The 15,703-nt window shown below is 45.6% G+C and carries 17 protein-coding genes; 6 read left to right on the top strand and 11 right to left on the bottom strand.

All coding sequences use genetic code 11. The annotated features are described in order from the left end of the window. Nucleotides 1-6: 6 nt before the first annotated feature. The 6 genes from sufU to ABIE27_RS19765 all read right to left on the bottom strand — a co-directional run bounded on the left by sufU (nt 7) and on the right by ABIE27_RS19765 (nt 5,394). Complete coding sequence (gene sufU, locus ABIE27_RS19790; protein ID WP_090920111.1) at nt 7-438, bottom strand: Fe-S cluster assembly sulfur transfer protein SufU; 432 nt, start codon at nt 436-438, stop codon at nt 7-9. Beyond that, complete coding sequence (locus ABIE27_RS19785) at nt 428-1,648, bottom strand: cysteine desulfurase (RefSeq protein ID WP_123064990.1); 1,221 nt, start codon at nt 1,646-1,648, stop codon at nt 428-430. Before ABIE27_RS19785 ends, sufU begins: the two co-directional genes overlap by 11 nt. Further along, complete coding sequence (gene sufD / locus ABIE27_RS19780; RefSeq protein WP_123064991.1) at nt 1,645-2,949, bottom strand: Fe-S cluster assembly protein SufD; 1,305 nt, start codon at nt 2,947-2,949, stop codon at nt 1,645-1,647. Before sufD ends, ABIE27_RS19785 begins: the two co-directional genes overlap by 4 nt. A 24-nt stretch (nt 2,950-2,973) precedes the next feature. Then, a complete protein-coding gene (sufC, locus tag ABIE27_RS19775) occupies nt 2,974-3,756 on the bottom strand; it encodes a Fe-S cluster assembly ATPase SufC (RefSeq protein WP_090920103.1) in 783 nt (260 codons plus the stop codon). A 444-nt stretch (nt 3,757-4,200) separates the two neighbouring features. Beyond that, on the bottom strand, nt 4,201-4,779 hold the full coding sequence (locus tag ABIE27_RS19770) for a DUF1802 family protein (protein ID WP_123064992.1): 579 nt from the start codon (nt 4,777-4,779) through the stop codon (nt 4,201-4,203). A 153-nt stretch (nt 4,780-4,932) separates the two neighbouring features. Then, nucleotides 4,933-5,394 (bottom strand): Dps family protein, encoded by a 462-nt coding sequence (locus ABIE27_RS19765; RefSeq protein WP_090920097.1) that lies wholly within the window; start codon nt 5,392-5,394, stop codon nt 4,933-4,935. Between the two features lie 298 nt (nt 5,395-5,692). Between ABIE27_RS19765 and mtnK the strand changes: the two genes are divergently transcribed. Beyond that, nucleotides 5,693-6,910: an S-methyl-5-thioribose kinase gene (gene mtnK / locus ABIE27_RS19760; protein ID WP_123064993.1), complete on the top strand. Its 1,218-nt coding sequence runs from the start codon at nt 5,693-5,695 to the stop codon at nt 6,908-6,910. A gap of 23 nt (nt 6,911-6,933) precedes the next feature. Next, nucleotides 6,934-7,998, top strand: a complete 1,065-nt coding sequence (gene mtnA / locus ABIE27_RS19755) for an S-methyl-5-thioribose-1-phosphate isomerase (RefSeq protein ID WP_123064994.1) — start codon at nt 6,934-6,936, stop codon at nt 7,996-7,998. 229 nt (nt 7,999-8,227) lie between these two features. On the opposite strand, the gene ABIE27_RS19750 is transcribed toward mtnA, so the two are convergent. Beyond that, entirely contained in the window at nt 8,228-8,530 is a 303-nt protein-coding gene (locus ABIE27_RS19750; protein WP_123064995.1) for a YunC family protein, read from the bottom strand. 276 nt (nt 8,531-8,806) lie between these two features. Between ABIE27_RS19750 and ABIE27_RS19745 the strand changes: the two genes are divergently transcribed. Then, nucleotides 8,807-9,406 carry a hypothetical protein gene (locus ABIE27_RS19745; protein ID WP_123064996.1) on the top strand — a complete coding sequence of 200 codons (600 nt, stop codon included), beginning with the start codon at nt 8,807-8,809 and terminating at the stop codon, nt 9,404-9,406. Between the two features lie 153 nt (nt 9,407-9,559). On the opposite strand, the gene ABIE27_RS19740 is transcribed toward ABIE27_RS19745, so the two are convergent. Next, nucleotides 9,560-9,946 carry a DUF423 domain-containing protein gene (locus ABIE27_RS19740; RefSeq protein ID WP_123064997.1) on the bottom strand — a complete coding sequence of 129 codons (387 nt, stop codon included), beginning with the start codon at nt 9,944-9,946 and terminating at the stop codon, nt 9,560-9,562. Nucleotides 9,947-10,129: 183 nt separating this feature from the next. Between ABIE27_RS19740 and ABIE27_RS19735 the strand changes: the two genes are divergently transcribed. Both ABIE27_RS19735 and ABIE27_RS19730 read left to right on the top strand, forming a co-directional pair. Beyond that, entirely contained in the window at nt 10,130-10,606 is a 477-nt protein-coding gene (locus ABIE27_RS19735; RefSeq protein ID WP_123064998.1) for a hypothetical protein, read from the top strand. A gap of 111 nt (nt 10,607-10,717) precedes the next feature. Then, nucleotides 10,718-11,566: a DegV family protein gene (locus ABIE27_RS19730; protein WP_429351269.1), complete on the top strand. Its 849-nt coding sequence runs from the start codon at nt 10,718-10,720 to the stop codon at nt 11,564-11,566. 142 nt (nt 11,567-11,708) lie between these two features. On the opposite strand, the gene pdaA is transcribed toward ABIE27_RS19730, so the two are convergent. Then, nucleotides 11,709-12,488 carry a delta-lactam-biosynthetic de-N-acetylase gene (pdaA, locus tag ABIE27_RS19725; protein WP_123065000.1) on the bottom strand — a complete coding sequence of 260 codons (780 nt, stop codon included), beginning with the start codon at nt 12,486-12,488 and terminating at the stop codon, nt 11,709-11,711. Nucleotides 12,489-12,588: 100 nt separating this feature from the next. Next, entirely contained in the window at nt 12,589-12,996 is a 408-nt protein-coding gene (locus ABIE27_RS19720) for a hypothetical protein (RefSeq protein WP_123065001.1), read from the bottom strand. Between the two features lie 148 nt (nt 12,997-13,144). Between ABIE27_RS19720 and cysC the strand changes: the two genes are divergently transcribed. Continuing rightward, nucleotides 13,145-13,783, top strand: coding sequence for an adenylyl-sulfate kinase (gene cysC / locus ABIE27_RS19715; RefSeq protein ID WP_123065002.1), 639 nt, complete (start codon nt 13,145-13,147; stop codon nt 13,781-13,783). 111 nt (nt 13,784-13,894) lie between these two features. On the opposite strand, the gene ABIE27_RS19710 is transcribed toward cysC, so the two are convergent. Continuing rightward, nucleotides 13,895-15,700, bottom strand: coding sequence for an ABC transporter ATP-binding protein (locus ABIE27_RS19710; RefSeq protein WP_240036915.1), 1,806 nt, complete (start codon nt 15,698-15,700; stop codon nt 13,895-13,897). Nucleotides 15,701-15,703: the final 3 nt, after the last annotated feature.

Here is a 15,703-nt window from a genome sequence, read left to right as displayed (position 1 = left end):
CTATCGTTATTGTACATTGTCCTCTTCGTCAATTCCTTTGCGTAATGCATTCCAGGCCAGAGTGGCACATTTGATGCGTGCAGGGAACTTGTTCACACCGGATAGGGCTTCGAGATCTTCATAATCGTCGAAATCGACTTCTTCCCCTTGCATCAATGAGGAGAAACGGTTAGCCAAATCGAGCGCCTGCTCAATCGTCTTGCCTTTGACAGCCTCGGTCATCATCGATGCCGAAGACATGCTGATCGAACAACCTTCTCCCGTATACTTGGCCTCCTGAACGATTCCGTCATTCAGCATCAGCTGTAGTGAAATCCGGTCGCCGCACGTTGGATTGTTTAAATTCACCGTGACGACGTCATTGTCAAACGTTCCGCGGTTACGCGGGTTTTTGTAATGGTCCATTATAACACGTCGGTACAGATCATCAAGTTGCATCGCCGAAATACTCCTTTGTCTGGATTAAGGCGCTGACAAGCCGATCTACATCTTGTTCGTTATTGTATAGATAAAAGCTCGCACGAGCCGTTGAGCTTACTTCAAGCCAGCGCATCAGCGGCTGACAGCAGTGGTGTCCTGCACGAATCGCTATACCGCTCGCATCCAGCACAGTTGCTACATCATGGGGATGAACATCTCCCAAGTTAAAGGTCACTACACCAACGTGACGTTTAGCCGGACCATAGATCGTTAGGCCATCAATCTCAGCGAGACGTTCTGTGGCATAAGCAGCGAGTACACCTTCATGGTGAGCAATCTCATCCATACCAATCTGTTCAAGAAAATCAATGGCAGCACCCAAACCTACTGCTCCCGCAATAATCGGGGTACCACCTTCAAATTTCCACGGCAGTTCTTTCCAGTTGGAGTCGTACAGTCCTACGTCATTAATCATCTCACCGCCAAATTCAATCGGTTCCATGGACTCCAGCAGCGCCTTTTTGCCGTAGAGTGCACCGATACCGGTTGGCCCGCACATTTTGTGACCGGACAGTGCGTAGAAATCACAGTCCAGATCCTGCACGTCTACCTTCATATGAGGCGTGCTCTGTGCACCATCCACAACGATAACTGCACCATTGCGATGGGCTATTTCAGCGATCTGTTTAACGGGATGTACGAGTCCCATTACATTGGATACATAAGCAATCGCGACAACTTTAGTTTTGTTCGTGATTGTTTGCTCCACATCAGACAACTCAATATGGCCGTCTGGTTGTAGCGGAATGTATTTCAATGTGGCGCCTGTCTCCTTGGCCACTTGCTGCCAAGGGATCAGGTTACTATGATGCTCCATCTGTGTAAGGACAATTTCATCGCCTTCTTTACAGTTGGCGCGAGCATAGGACGAAGCCACCAAATTCAGGGCCGTCGTTGTGCCGCGTGTAAAGATGATCTCTTGTGTGCGACGAGCATTGATAAATTTGGCAACCTTCTCACGAGCGCCTTCATAAGCGTCCGTTGCCCGGCTTCCGAGTGTATGCACACCGCGATGCACATTGGAGTTTTCATATTCATAATAATGTTTAACCGCGTCAATCACAGCACGAGGCTTTTGCGAAGTCGCGGCACTGTCTAGATATACGAGCGGGTGTCCATTGATTTCCTGGTGGAGGATCGGGAACTGCTCGCGAATGGATGGGTTCATTGTCCCAGCTTCTTCTCAATCAGGGACTGCAATTGGGTACGCAGTGCTTCCAAAGGAATATCCGCCACCACCGGTGCAAGGAAGCCATAAATGATCAGGCGCTCCGCATCCGTACGGTTAATCCCGCGAGACATCAAGTAATGGATTTGCTCTGCGTTCACTTGACCTACAGAAGCCGCGTGACCTGCTGTTACATCATCCTCATCAATCAGAAGGATCGGGTTGGCGTCTCCGCGTGCTTTAGGACTAAGCATCAATACTTTCTCGGTTTGCTGTCCATCCGCTCTTGTAGCGCCTTTCTCGATTTTCGTAATACCGTTGATGATTGCCGAAGCCTCTTCACGCATAACCGCACGTGTGATCATTTGGCTTGGTGTATTTTTACCGAAGTGACGTGCTTCAGTTGTATAGTTGATCTTCTGTGAACCGGAACCAACCGCAATCACTTTGGAATCCGAAGTGGACCCATTGCCTTTCAAGACACTCATCGTGTTGCTTGCCGTATCACCATTGTTCATTTCACCAACGATCCATTCAATGGAACCGTCATTTTCCAGAACAGCACGGCGGAAGGATACATCCGTTACGTTAACGTTCAGTTGGTGAACGGTTGCGAAGCGTACTTTAGCACCCGCTTTTACGAATACTTCCACAACTCCGTTATGGAATACCGGTGCAGAAAGCTCACCAGACACATAGTTGTCAACGTAAGTAACCGAGCTGTTTGCTTCAGCCACAACGAGTACGTGAGGCGCAAAAGTTGCAGATGCATCGTCTGTAAGCAACACCGCTTGCAGTGGAACCTCAATGTTCACATTTTTCGGAACGTACAGGAACACCCCGCCATTCCACAACGCTGCATGCAATGCGGCAATGGAATGTTCATCGGCTTTGACTGCTGTGTTCAGGTAAGGCTTGACCAGATCAGCATGTTCACGAACAGCTGTTGCCAGATCCGTGAAGATAACACCTTGCGCTGCCAGATCAGCAGACAACTTGGAATATACTGCTCCAGAGTTGCGCTGGATTACGAGGCTGCCTTCAGCTTGATCCTGAACCAGTTCTTTGATTGATGCAGGAACTTCATCCAGGGAAGAAATCGCTGCACCTGCTTTGTATGTTCCGTACTCGCTGATATTCCAGCGTTCAATTTTTTGTTTTTCCAGTTTGGGAAGCGCCAGCTCGCCCGCAAGCTTCAAAGCTTCGAGCCGCTGCTCAGTCAACCAGCCGGGTTCATTGTTACTTTCCGACAAGGCGCGAAGCGCTTCAGATTCAACCGGAAGAATTGTTTGTGTAGTCATTTATTATCCTCCTCCGTTTTGTCTTTACGCTTCTTGACCTACAGTTTCGTCTGTAATTCCCAGTTCCGCTTTTACCCAGTCATAACCTTCAGCTTCAAGACGTTGAGCCAGTTCAGGTCCGCCAGATTTCACGATGCGACCTTGCATCATTACGTGTACATAGTCTGGAGTGATGTAGTTAAGCAGGCGTTGATAGTGCGTGATGATTAAGAAGCCGCGATCTTCGCTTTTCATTGCATTTACACCTTCTGCGACAATTTTCAGAGCGTCGATGTCCAGACCGGAGTCGATCTCGTCAAGTACGACGATTTTAGGATCCAGCAGCATCATTTGCAGAATTTCATTCCGTTTTTTCTCACCACCGGAGAAACCTTCATTCAGGTAACGATGTGCAAACTCAGGGTTCATATCGAGTTCTTTCATTTTACCTTCCATTTGACGGATGAACTTGATCAGGGAAATCTCGTTACCTTCACCGCGACGAGCGTTGATGGCACTACGCAAGAAATCGGAGTTCGTAACACCCGCAATTTCGCTCGGGTATTGCATAGCCAGGAACAGACCAGCACGTGCACGCTCATCTACAGCCATATCCAGTACATCTTCACCATCGAGAGTGACTGTACCATCTGTTACTTCATATTTAGGGTGTCCCATCAGAGCAGAAGCCAACGTGGATTTACCTGTTCCGTTCGGTCCCATGATCGCGTGGATTTCTCCACCTTTCATTTCCAGGTTGATGCCTTTCAGGATTTCTTTACCTTCAATGGTCGCTTTCAGACCTTCAATGACGAAATTCGTAGTCATGTGTATTGTTTCCCTCCATTGATTAAATTGATGTTTGCTGTCGAAAACGAAAAAGCGCCTATTGTATCTGAACAGGGCTTCCCCTGACTTTCTCTGTTTCATCCTACATCTGTAAAGCAATTTCTTCTTGCCACTCTCCACATACTTTCTTCACATGCTGTAGAGCAACAATCACTTTAGAATAATTCTAAACTGATTCTCAATGATTATCAAGTCATTTCCTATCAATTCTTGTCCTTCTCAGGAAACTTCGTTCCTTATGATTCTATAATAAATGACTGTTTGAATCAAATGAGAAAACAACTTCCCGCATGCAGGACAGTGATATAAATCACAAAATTCACAGTTTATTCAGCTTCCATACTGAATAAAAAAGAACTTATCCATTTCTGGATAAGTCCTTTAATTACACCTTATCAAAATAAGTTTTCGCAGATAAACCAATTACATTCTGAGTGTCTCGTTAATCTTCTGTACCTGGTCTGCAAAATCCGCAACGTCCAGCACCGGCGTCATTTCGCGCGGCACCAGACCATTCGGAATGGAAATCCATGAACGGCAGCCATTATACTCGGGCAAAACGGGAATCTCCACCGGTTCCTGCAAACGGTACACACGTAGAATCAAAACGTGGAGCGGATCTTTCTTTTTCCACTTCAAACGGGATTCGGCAAAATCAGCTGTCCACATATGATATTCCAGAAGTCGATCCAGCATCTCCTGATCTCGAATCTCCAAATCCTGCGTTACTTCAGCATACGATGTAATACGGACGGTTGAAGCTTCAGGCACCCATTCGGCCAGCGACTCTTCAACATAGGATTGATCCGAGGACTTGATCAGTTCTTTACGCTGATGCTCATAAGTCGGATACAGGTAAAACGCTGGACTTTTCAACTCAAAATGTTTCGTTTCCTCCACAATCCCGCCTTTGCGCATCACCATAATCTGGCGACCGTTTTCCAGCGCTTGGATTGCAGAAGCCCATTCTTTTAACGCCGGTACCGCTCTTGTGTCTACCATTGTGCTCGCCCTCCCCTGTCACTCTTGACAGCAGTATAGACGCTCAGGCACTTATCTGACAACTTTAGCAGGCAACACCGAACACTTTACGGATGAACTTATCAGCCACGAATGGGATACAGACAGACGGCTCTGTGTCCGCCTTAAAACGGTTTATCCCAGGTATGCACGAAGCATCCACATATGTTTCTCCAGATCTGCTTTGAAGCCTGTCAGCATATCAGCAGTCGGCTGATCTTCAGCCGCATCGGCCAGATCAATACCCTCCTGATACTCATTGGAAAGTGTAGCGAAGTCTTCAATCAGGTTCTGTACCATAGCGTTCGCATCTTCTTTGCCGGAAGCTTCTTGGATCGAAGCCATCTCGAGATACTCTTTCATCGTTGCTGCCGGGCTGCCTTTCAGTGTAAGCAAACGCTCGGCGATTTCATCCATTTGTACTGTGATTTCGTTATAGAACTCTTCAAACTTCACATGCAGTGTGAAAAAGTTCGGGCCTTTTACATACCAGTGATAGTTATGGATTTTGACATACAGCACGTTCAGGTTAGCCACCTGACGGTTAAGTACTTGTTCAACGGATTTTGCTTGATCTGTTTTGTTTTTTGTAGCCATATTCAATCCCATCCTTTAATTTAAAATTTTAGTCTGTCCAAGTCATCTCAGGTTCCCCTGCATGCAAGACAGAGGGTTCAAGTTCAGAGCCCGCCAAGTTCGCGGAAGTATTATGCCGCGCGGTTTTATTCAACCGTCCAGCCTATTCATTTTTACCCGTGAGCCTGATCTTCGAATCACCACAACCCAGACTTGTCTCAAAAAAAAGTTCAAAAAACGTGCTTTATCCGATATACTGTCATAAACCAAGCAAAGAAGTGGGTTTTCCTGTTTCTTCATATATATGGAGGTGGCACCTTTGACTCAATATCATCCTTTAACCCCACAAGAAGCGATCGAATTAGCCAAAACTTTACCGGGTCCATTTGCGGCAGATGCGAATCTGGATTGTCATGAGATCGGTGACGGCAACCTGAATCTCGTTTTCCATATCACGGATCAGAGCTCCGATAAAAGTATCATTATCAAACAGGCGCTTCCTTATGCGAAAGTGGTTGGCGAATCCTGGCCGCTTTCCCTTGTACGTGCTCGCATTGAACGTGAAATTCTGCAGGAAGAATATCGTCTGTGCCCTGGAATGGTGCCTGAAGTGTATCATTATGACGATGATCTCGCATTAACGGTCATGGAGGATTTAAGTGACCATGTTATTATGCGCAAGGGTCTGATTGACGGAGCTTCCTACCCTCTTTTCGCCCAGCATATTGGGGAGTTTATGGCGAGAACCCTCTTCTTCACTTCAGACCTCGGCATGAACCAACAACAGAAGAAAGAACAGCAGGGACGATTCGTAAACCCTGACCAATGTAAAATAACAGAAGACCTGATCTTTGATGAACCGTATCGGATTGCACCAAATAACAACTATGAAGCAGCGATCGACGATGAAGCCGAAGCGCTTCGTACAGACGAAGCACTGCATTTGGAGATTGCCTTGCTCAGGGAAAAATTCCTGACCCACGGACAAGCACTTCTTCATGGTGACTTGCATACAGGCAGTATTTTTGTTACACCTGAGTCGACCAAAGTCATTGATCCCGAGTTTGCTTTCTATGGGCCGATGGGTTTTGACGTAGGCGCCGTGCTGGCGAACCTGCTGCTTCATTATGTTTCACTGTCAGGCCGAATTTCAGAGCACTCTGCCCGGAAAGAACGTGAAACAGAGTTACTGGACATGGTACGTGATGTCTGGACTGAATTCGAAACTCGTTTCCGTGCACTTTGGGCTTCCGACCTCATGGACCCGATGGCTAAAACACCAGGTTATCAAAACCTGTATGTACAACAGCTATTTAGAGATACGATTGGTTTCACCGGAGCAAAAATGGTACGTCGCATCGTAGGACTTGCCCACGTCGCTGACATCGACACCATTACGGATGCTGCTGAACGTGAACATGCACAGCGAAAGGCACTGGCCGTCGGTAAAGCCTTGATTAAGAACAATCGTCACGTAAATACAATCGGTGAGATTCTAGATCTGGTATCTTCTGCTCTCACAACGGTTAAAGTCTAACATTATTGAACGGAGGAACATCCATGACAACCCCTGAACATCAGCCTCTGTCTTCGCTAAACTGGAAAAAGGACAAGCTTGAAATGCTCGATCAGCGTCTGCTGCCCGAAACGATTCTTATGCTGAAACTGTACACTCCCGAGGAAGTATGGGAGTCCATCCATTCCATGAAAGTACGCGGTGCACCTGCCATTGGTATCGCAGCAGCCTTCGGCGTAGTGCTCGGAGCCAAAGCTTATGATGGCATCGCTATTCAAGGCTGGCTGGATCATGTCAAATCCGTCTGTGCACATTTGGCAACATCACGTCCAACAGCGGTTAATCTTTTTTGGGCATTAGATCGCATGATGCAAAAGGCTAACCAAGTTGTAGAAGCTGGTCTAAGTCTGGATGAAAGCACAGATGCGCTTGAAGCAGAAGCATTGTTGATTCAGAAGGAAGACGAAGAAGTGTGCCGCATGATCGGTGAACATGCCCTGCCTTTATTTGAGGATGGAATGGGTGTACTTACACACTGTAACGCAGGAGGTCTGGCGACAGCGAAATACGGTACAGCAACCGCTCCGATGTATCTAGCTCAAGAGCGTGGCATTCATCTGAAAGTATTTGCTGACGAGACACGTCCCGTCCTGCAGGGCGCTCGTTTAACTGCATTTGAGCTACAACAGGCCGGAATTGACGTAACGTTACTCTGTGACAACATGGCGGGTATGGTCATGTCCAAAGGGTGGGTACAAGCTGTCATTGTGGGTACGGATCGGGTCGCAGCAAACGGTGATGTCGCCAACAAAATTGGTACATACAGCCTGGCAGTGCTCGCCAAAGCGCATAATATTCCTTTTTATGTAGCAAGTCCACTATCAACCATTGACTTGTCCACAACGTCCGGCGATCTGATTCCAATCGAAGAGCGTGCTGCTGAGGAAGTGACCGAAGGATTTGGCAAGCGTACTGCACCGCAGGGCGTTAAGGTGTTTAATCCAGCCTTTGACGTAACCCCGAACGAATATGTTACCGCAATTATTACGGAAAAAGGTATTGTTCGTGCGCCTTTCCAGGAGAACCTCGCGGCTTTATTTGCAGAATGAAAAATGGTGAGCATGTAGCAACATGAGAAGATTTCGAACATGCAGAACTTTGTTGAGGTCTTTGTATCAACTACCTTCGAGGAATAATTGAGAATGGAAATATATATGACAACCCATATAGCAACCATTGCTATGGGTCTGTAAAGAGAAGGGACAAGACGAATACATCCGTCTTCGTCCCCTTTTTCTGTTCTATTTCTATGGTGCAAAATGAAAACCGACACGTGCTTCAGATCATCTTTAACAATGCTTCTACACCTGTCATACCTACTGTAATCCCCAAAGCCTCTGCCTCGGTCGTCACCGATTCCATTGGTGCATGAAGCAGCTGCTCCAGTGTTCGCACGCCTACAGCCCGTGCGGCCACAATCTTGCGATCGCCCAGCTTCTCATTCAATAACCCCACATCAAGAGCACCGCACATGATATACCCTTTGGATGTATTAATCGTTAACAGTGTCGTTTTGGGAAGTTTCACTTCTACCCCAACGAGCACGTGTTCTCCCACCACAATCGGCTCCATCGTCACCATAATTTCACGATCCACCTCCTCTTCAACAGATCACGATAATTGTATGCCTCTTGGTGAATCGCCGTGTGGACACCTGCCGTGATGAACAAAAAGTGGGTAATCAAGATGTGGGTAACGCTCTCCGTCAGAACGTAGGAAAGGAACGAGCAAAGGATAATTCTAAGTTTTAAAATTAACCGATTTCTGAGCCTTTGGTACTATGATTTCCATCATATTAGTGCTATAGTATATTAGAGTACATACGTGCTTATACATTATTTAACGGGGCTGGGATGAATGAAACAAACCTTATCCAATCAAGATGACGTCGGCTATCTATTTAATGTCGATATACTTATTAAGAGCCGTTCAAATGCATTGGCACTGCAGTCCCTGATCGAGTTCATAAACAAAGAAGAACAAATTGCGGACTATCGGATTCACTCCGGAATTGAGCTTGGTCAAATCATTGAAGCTATGACTCAGGATAGAACAAATTCTACTGACTCTAATCAAAATTTCCTGGAGTCACCAATATCATCTAATGAACAGTTAACCTCCATCAAGTCAGACCAGATCGTTAATTCGGTTTCGTCCAAATCACAACCACAAGAATCAGTTGCCAAGGAATCAAATTCAAAAGCTGACAAGAAAAAATCTACTGCAGACACTTCCCATGTCGCTGATTCGAATTCGTTTGATGCCTGGATTGAATCCTTAATTAAAGAAAATCGCCTCACCCGGATTGTCGTAAACAACAAACATGGCAAACATCAAAGCATTCCTTGTCGAATACTTAATTTTGACCGGGATAACAATGTCGTTAGCATTTACCATGTGGATGAAAAACAAGTCTACACATTTAGAACAAACGAAATTGATGAATTCTTGTTATAACCTTGAAGATTTAAGCAAATACTTAGCACAAACTTAATTCAAAGTAGATTTTCACCCACAACGTCCAAACCAAAAAGCAACCTGATCTGGAATGAGATAAACATTCAGGCACAGGTTGCTTTTATTATACGATCATTCTTGTAACAAGGACTGTTACAAACTGGTCTTGCCCCGTTGCCAGACATCCATTGCAAACAGTAACCAGCCAGCAATAAAAGCTACGCCACCGATCGGTGTGATCGCTCCTAAAATTTTGATACCCGATATGCTAAGTACGTACAGGCTTCCTGAAAAAATGATGATACCCGCGAACAGCAAACGCGCTGCCCATTTCAGCTTCGTTGATGCTCCGAGCTGCCCAGCCGTTAATCCGACAATTAGTAAAGCAAGCGCATGAATCATGTGGTATTGTACCCCTGTTTCGTATGTAGCAATTGCACTTGCACCAATTTTGTCCTTAAGCATATGTGCACCGAATGCACCAATAGCCACCGACAGCATCGTTAATATGGCTCCAAGCATCATCCATCTCCGTTGCATATCCACTCTCTCCCTTGATTCGTTTCAAACGCTTTGACTCCATATATTGTAGCGAATTCAAGCTCTAAAGTAAAAGAAATGCCTTATGAATATCGAATCCGGAATCGCTGACACTATACAGGGTAATAAACATTCAGTATTCTATATAAATTATGATATCTTTTAAGGGGGCAGCGTGTTCTAATGAATAATTACAATTCACCAAACTCAGATAACCATAACACCTCATCGTATCCTAACGACTCGAATCCCTATAATACAAGTGCCGATGGCTATACACTCCCGCCAAAATCAGCAGAAATCAATGAAACACATCTTAAACATTCAGGGCCGGGGATCGCGAGTTTTGTTGTTGGATTGGTTGGTTTTCTAGGGCATCTCGTGACATTTGCGCTGATGTCTCTTGTACTGAATAACACCATTGAACTGCTGGGATCGTCAATCAGCCGGGAAGAACTCGCTATTCATCCGGCATTCGTTCTAGGTTCTTTCGCTTTCCTTGTCTGCCTGATTCTTAATTTCATCGGTCTTATTCTTGGAATTATTGGATTAGCGCTCAAAAATCGTAGGAAAGTCTTTGCCATCATTGGCACGATTTTGAGTGGTCTACTTATTTTGTTTTTCACAGTGCTTGTACTTGGCGGTATATACTTGACGTAATGCTTTCCTTGAGTGTCCCGGTTCTTTATAATTAAGCTAAGCCGCTTAACCTTTGCCCCGTTATACTCAACATATGAAAGACCAAATATTTGAATTCTAAAGGAGATTGACATGCCACGAATTAAAATTTTTGCGGACAGCACCAGCGATCTGGCTCCTGAGTGGATCCAGCAGTACGAAATCGGCATCATTCCTTTGTATGTGGTGTTTGGTGAAGAATCCCTGAAGGACGGAGAAGAGATCAAACCAGAGCAATTGTACGAACGTGTACGTCGCCATGGTTCTCTGCCCAAAACTGCAGCACCTTCACCCGCTGATTTCATGACCGCATTTCAACCTTACATAGAAGAAGGCGACGATATTTTTTACATCTCCTTATCTTCTGAGCTTTCTTCAACCTATCAGAACGCTCTGCTCGCCAGTTCTGAATTTCCAGAGGGACGCATCTCCGTAGTGGATTCCAAAAATCTCTCCTCAGGCATTGGCTTGATGGTGATGAAAGCTGTGCATGCAGCAGAACAAGGACAAACTTTGGCCCAGATTACTCAACAGATTGAAGCCATGAAATCAACGGTGCGTACAGAGTTTGTTATTGATACACTCGAATACTTGTATAAAGGCGGACGCTGCTCCGGTATGCAAAATCTGATTGGCAGCTTACTTAAAATCCGTCCCGTTATTCGGGTAACCGATGGTAAAATGTCACCCGCCTACAAAGTACGCGGTAAACGAGAAAAAGCGCTGGATCAAATGTTGCAAAATACGCTCAGTAATAAAGATCAGATTGATCGGGATTTAATGATTGTCGTTCATACCATGGCTGAGGAAGATGCGATAAACCTGAAAAAGACGCTGCAGGAGCAAACCGGAGCGCGCGTAGAATTAACTACGGCGGGTTGTGTCATTTGCAGTCATTGCGGGCCCAAAACGACCGGAATAATCTATAACACAATTCATTAGCACGAATGGAAACAATAATTTAAGGGCATGCTCAGCAGATCGCTAGGCATGCCCTTTATTTGTTTCGGATGACAACTAAGCAAGTTTTATTACTTTGATACTCAACTAACGTAATCCATGCTCGTCTTGCCCAACTCCTTCATTAATAGGTTCTGGTTTTTAGATCATCCAGACTTTTGAATGCGTAACCTTGCTTGCGTGCCTCATCAATGATTGCTCCAAGCGCCTCCGTATTGTCTTTCGACACGGAATGCAGCAAGATGACAGCCCCTGGATGAAGCTGTTTCAGCACTTGTTGTTGAGCATATTGTGCGCCACGCTGTACATTCGTATCCCAATCCTTATAAGCTATAGACCAAAACACATTGACATATCCCTGAGCATAACTCTCAGCAAGTGTACGATTGTTGAAAATACCGCGAGGTGGACGCAAAAATGTAGCCTGTTGCCCCGTGAGACGGTGCACTTCAGATTTCACTTTTTCCAGTTCCTCTTTAATTTGTGTGTTGGAAATTCGAGTCATATCCGGATGGCTCCATGAATGGTTCCCAACAATGTGCCCTTCGGCTGCCATACGTTTGACAAGATCCGGCTGATCCTTCAAATAATGACCAGTAACAAAGAAAGCTGCCGGAACCTTCTTCGCTCGCAATACATCCAGTATTGCAGGTGTGAACCCATTCTCATATCCATTATCAAAAGTCAGATACAGTTCCTTTTGTTTGGTATCCCCCAAGAAAATGGCATGATTATGCTCCAAAATAGACTTGAACCCTTCCTGATCAATGGAAGGCAGTTCGCCATTCTGACTTTTCTTAAAGCCAAAGTGGTATGCTCCGTTAATGGGAGATGCTTCTGCCTGTGATGCCAGCATGTTAATGGTGAACAAGCCGAGCAGCAGATATAGCACCGTTCGCTTCATGTTATCCGCTCCTGTCCCTGAAATTTCAGTTTGTTTAATGGTCCACAAACACCTTCAGGTAATATGCCGCAAGAGCGTCTATATTATGTAATCATTAGCGCTATATCCGTTTATTTTCGCGTGAGGACGGCGTTGGTTGATGGAAAAGCTCAAGCAAAGTCTGAGGTTTGCCGCTGGTAGCCAGCCATTCCTTTACTGTCTGGATCGCACGAGTCTGACCGTCCCCCTGATCGCGCCAGGTTAGAAGTTCTATCACTTTGATGATGAGTGCGGACATGTTATGATTGTCCTTTTCAGAGCGCTCTGCACGCAATTTATGATATAGAGCCTCCTGCTCCCAATCCAGCAAAATTTCATCTCCGATCGTCGGTTTCATGAGTGTATAAGCCCGATTGCAACCTTCGCAGCGAACCGTGTTCACTTGTTGTTGCATAAAATAGGTGTTCACTTCCTGCCCGCAATCAGGGCATACGAACCCTACCTGAATATTTTGAATGTTGTCACTCATGATCTTGTCCTCCTGCTCTCTGTGTATAACATCTATACCCGATATACAGACGGTTCACGCTTCTGTGATAGATAATTTTCATGGTCTATAATCTAGCAAATATGTTAAAATATTATGCATAGGATCAGTTGAAATGAGGTGGGATAACATGTCGAAGGAAGATCGTCATATTACTTGGCAAGCATCGAGTTTAAATCGGCAGGATCGGGAGAATAACAACGGACATCGTAGTCGCACGATATGGTTTACAGGTTTATCCGGGGCAGGTAAGTCCTCCATAGCCTTTGCACTAGAGAGAACCCTCCATGAACAAGGTGTTCGCTGTTATGTGCTTGATGGTGATAATGTAAGGCATGGATTAAATCGGGATCTCGGTTTCACCGCAGCAGATCGGCAGGAAAACCTGCGTCGCATCGGGGAAGTAAGCAAGTTAATGGTAGATGCGGGACTGCTTGTGCTTTCGGCATTTATTTCTCCCTACGCACAGGATCGGGAGATGGTCAGGCAGCTGTTTGAACCGGAAGATTTCATTGAGGTCTATGTTCGTTGTTCTATTGAAGAATGTGAGCGGCGTGATCCAAAGGGACTTTACAAAAAAGCTCGCAAAGGTGAAATCCCTCATTTTACTGGCATCTCTGCTCCCTATGATATCCCAACTTCTCCTTCATTCGTCATTGATACCGAACAATGCAGCATTGAGGAAGCTGTTCAAGAGATTGTGCAGCATCTGCAGCGAATCGGTGCCCTACATCTTCCTGTACAGACCAACTCATCCCTGACTTATTAATTAAATAATAAAGATGAAAGGCGTCCCTTTGCGGCACGCCTTTTTTGCATTCTATTCCTTTCTAGTAGCGCTTGCTTCACTATAATCCGTTATAGGGACACAACTTATCGTTTACTGTCCGGCAGCGCCAGCTTGCATATGAAGCAGTTTGCTGAAAGTGCCTGACGAATCCATAGATAATTGCTGATAGCCGCCTTCCTGGATGACCCGTCCTTCTTCCAAAACAATGACACGGTCTGCGGTTCGGATCGTAGAGAGTCGATGTGCAATGACAATAATTGTGACATGTCCTTTTAATCGTTCGAGCGCTTCATGAATCTGCTGTTCATTTTCACTGTCGAGTGCACTCGTTGCTTCATCCAATACCAGTACCGAGGGATTGCGAAGCATGGTCCGTGCCAGCACAAGACGCTGACGCTCTCCACCCGACAGGCGTATACCGCGATCACCTATAATGGTGTCCAGGCCTTGGGGAAGCTTGCGAACGAATGAAGCGGAGGAAGAAAATTGAAGTGCCCGCCACATCTGTTCTTCACTTGCATCCGGATCAACCAGACGTAAGTTTTCACGAATGCTGGTATGGAACAAAAAAGGATCTTGTGAGACATACCCGATCGAACTTCTCCAGTTCAGTAACTGTTCCTCAGTCAAAGGTATTCCGTCTATCAGAATACGACCACTCTCAGACTTCACCAGACCCATGATCAGATCAATCAATGTGCTTTTCCCCGCCCCCGATTTCCCAACAATAGCAGTCATACCTTGAGCCGGAATAAACGCTTGCACGTTCTTTAATGCATACGTGTCACTTCCCTCATAACGATAATTCACACCCTCACACATGATGCCGTCCACCAAATCGATTGGAGCAATAGGCTGGGAAGTAGATGTACTTGTCTCTTGCACCAAAGAGATTTGTTCACGGATCTCGCAGTTTTTCTCCGTCTGATCCTGCAACTCTCTCACCATCCGAAATGCGGGCAGCATCGAGCCGATGTACTCCAGATTAGACTGAATCGCAGTAAACCTTGGCCATAATCGTGAGAAAATCAAAATAATCAATAACAGGTTGGCTGGAGGCACCGACATCACCTGTAAAGAAAGGTAAATAAACGAAGCAATGATCATCGCCGCTGATACCCGGTGAATGAGCTGTGTACCTGTATTTAGCTGACTAAACTGCACCACATTACGCTCAATCTGCCTGCATATGCGTTCAAACCAATGGATATGGGAGCTCTCCAGCATATTGCTTTTAATATCCTTGATCCCGTTAAAATGCTCCGTGATGCCATAATAATAGCTTTGGGAGAATTCGGAAGTCTGATCTCCAATCTGTTTGGCACGCCTAACAAACTTTCTTAGTAGTACAAATAACAACAAACCACTGACAAGTACAAGCGATGTGAGCTTTGCGGATAACCAGAAAGCCAGCCCGATCTGAATCGCTGTAAAAATCAGCGAGGCTGCCATCTGCAAGACTAGACTTGTTCCCTGACTTACCCTGGCAAGTTCTGTGGTTAATATATGGTTGAAATCGGATTTTCGTTTTTGGAGAAAAAAAGACCACCGTGCCCGAAGTAGTGCACTGTAGGTTTCCAGGCGCAGCGTTCGTATGAATTGCTGCTGAATACGGGTATTGCGAATCGTCTGAAGACGCTGCATCCATGCCTGTCCCGAGAGGATAAATACAAAAGCCAGTAGAACAAGTAGCAATTGACCATTTTCCGAGAATCGGTGGAGTAGCTCCGTTAACCAGGGGATATGTATACCAGAAGAGCCCATCTCAAAAACACCAATTAAACTTAGCATAGGAACAAGCATGTAGATGCCGATTCCTTCCATTAAACCAATCAAGATCATAGCTAGCAGATTCCAATATAAAACAGGCCCAGAAATATGATGCAGTTTTCGCATGAA

Source organism: Paenibacillus sp. 4624 (genome assembly GCF_050435065.1).
In the GTDB taxonomy this organism is placed as follows: domain Bacteria; phylum Bacillota; class Bacilli; order Paenibacillales; family Paenibacillaceae; genus Paenibacillus; species Paenibacillus amylolyticus_D.
Note: the sequence above shows the minus strand (reverse complement) of the source record. Positions and strands in the feature narration are given on the sequence as shown.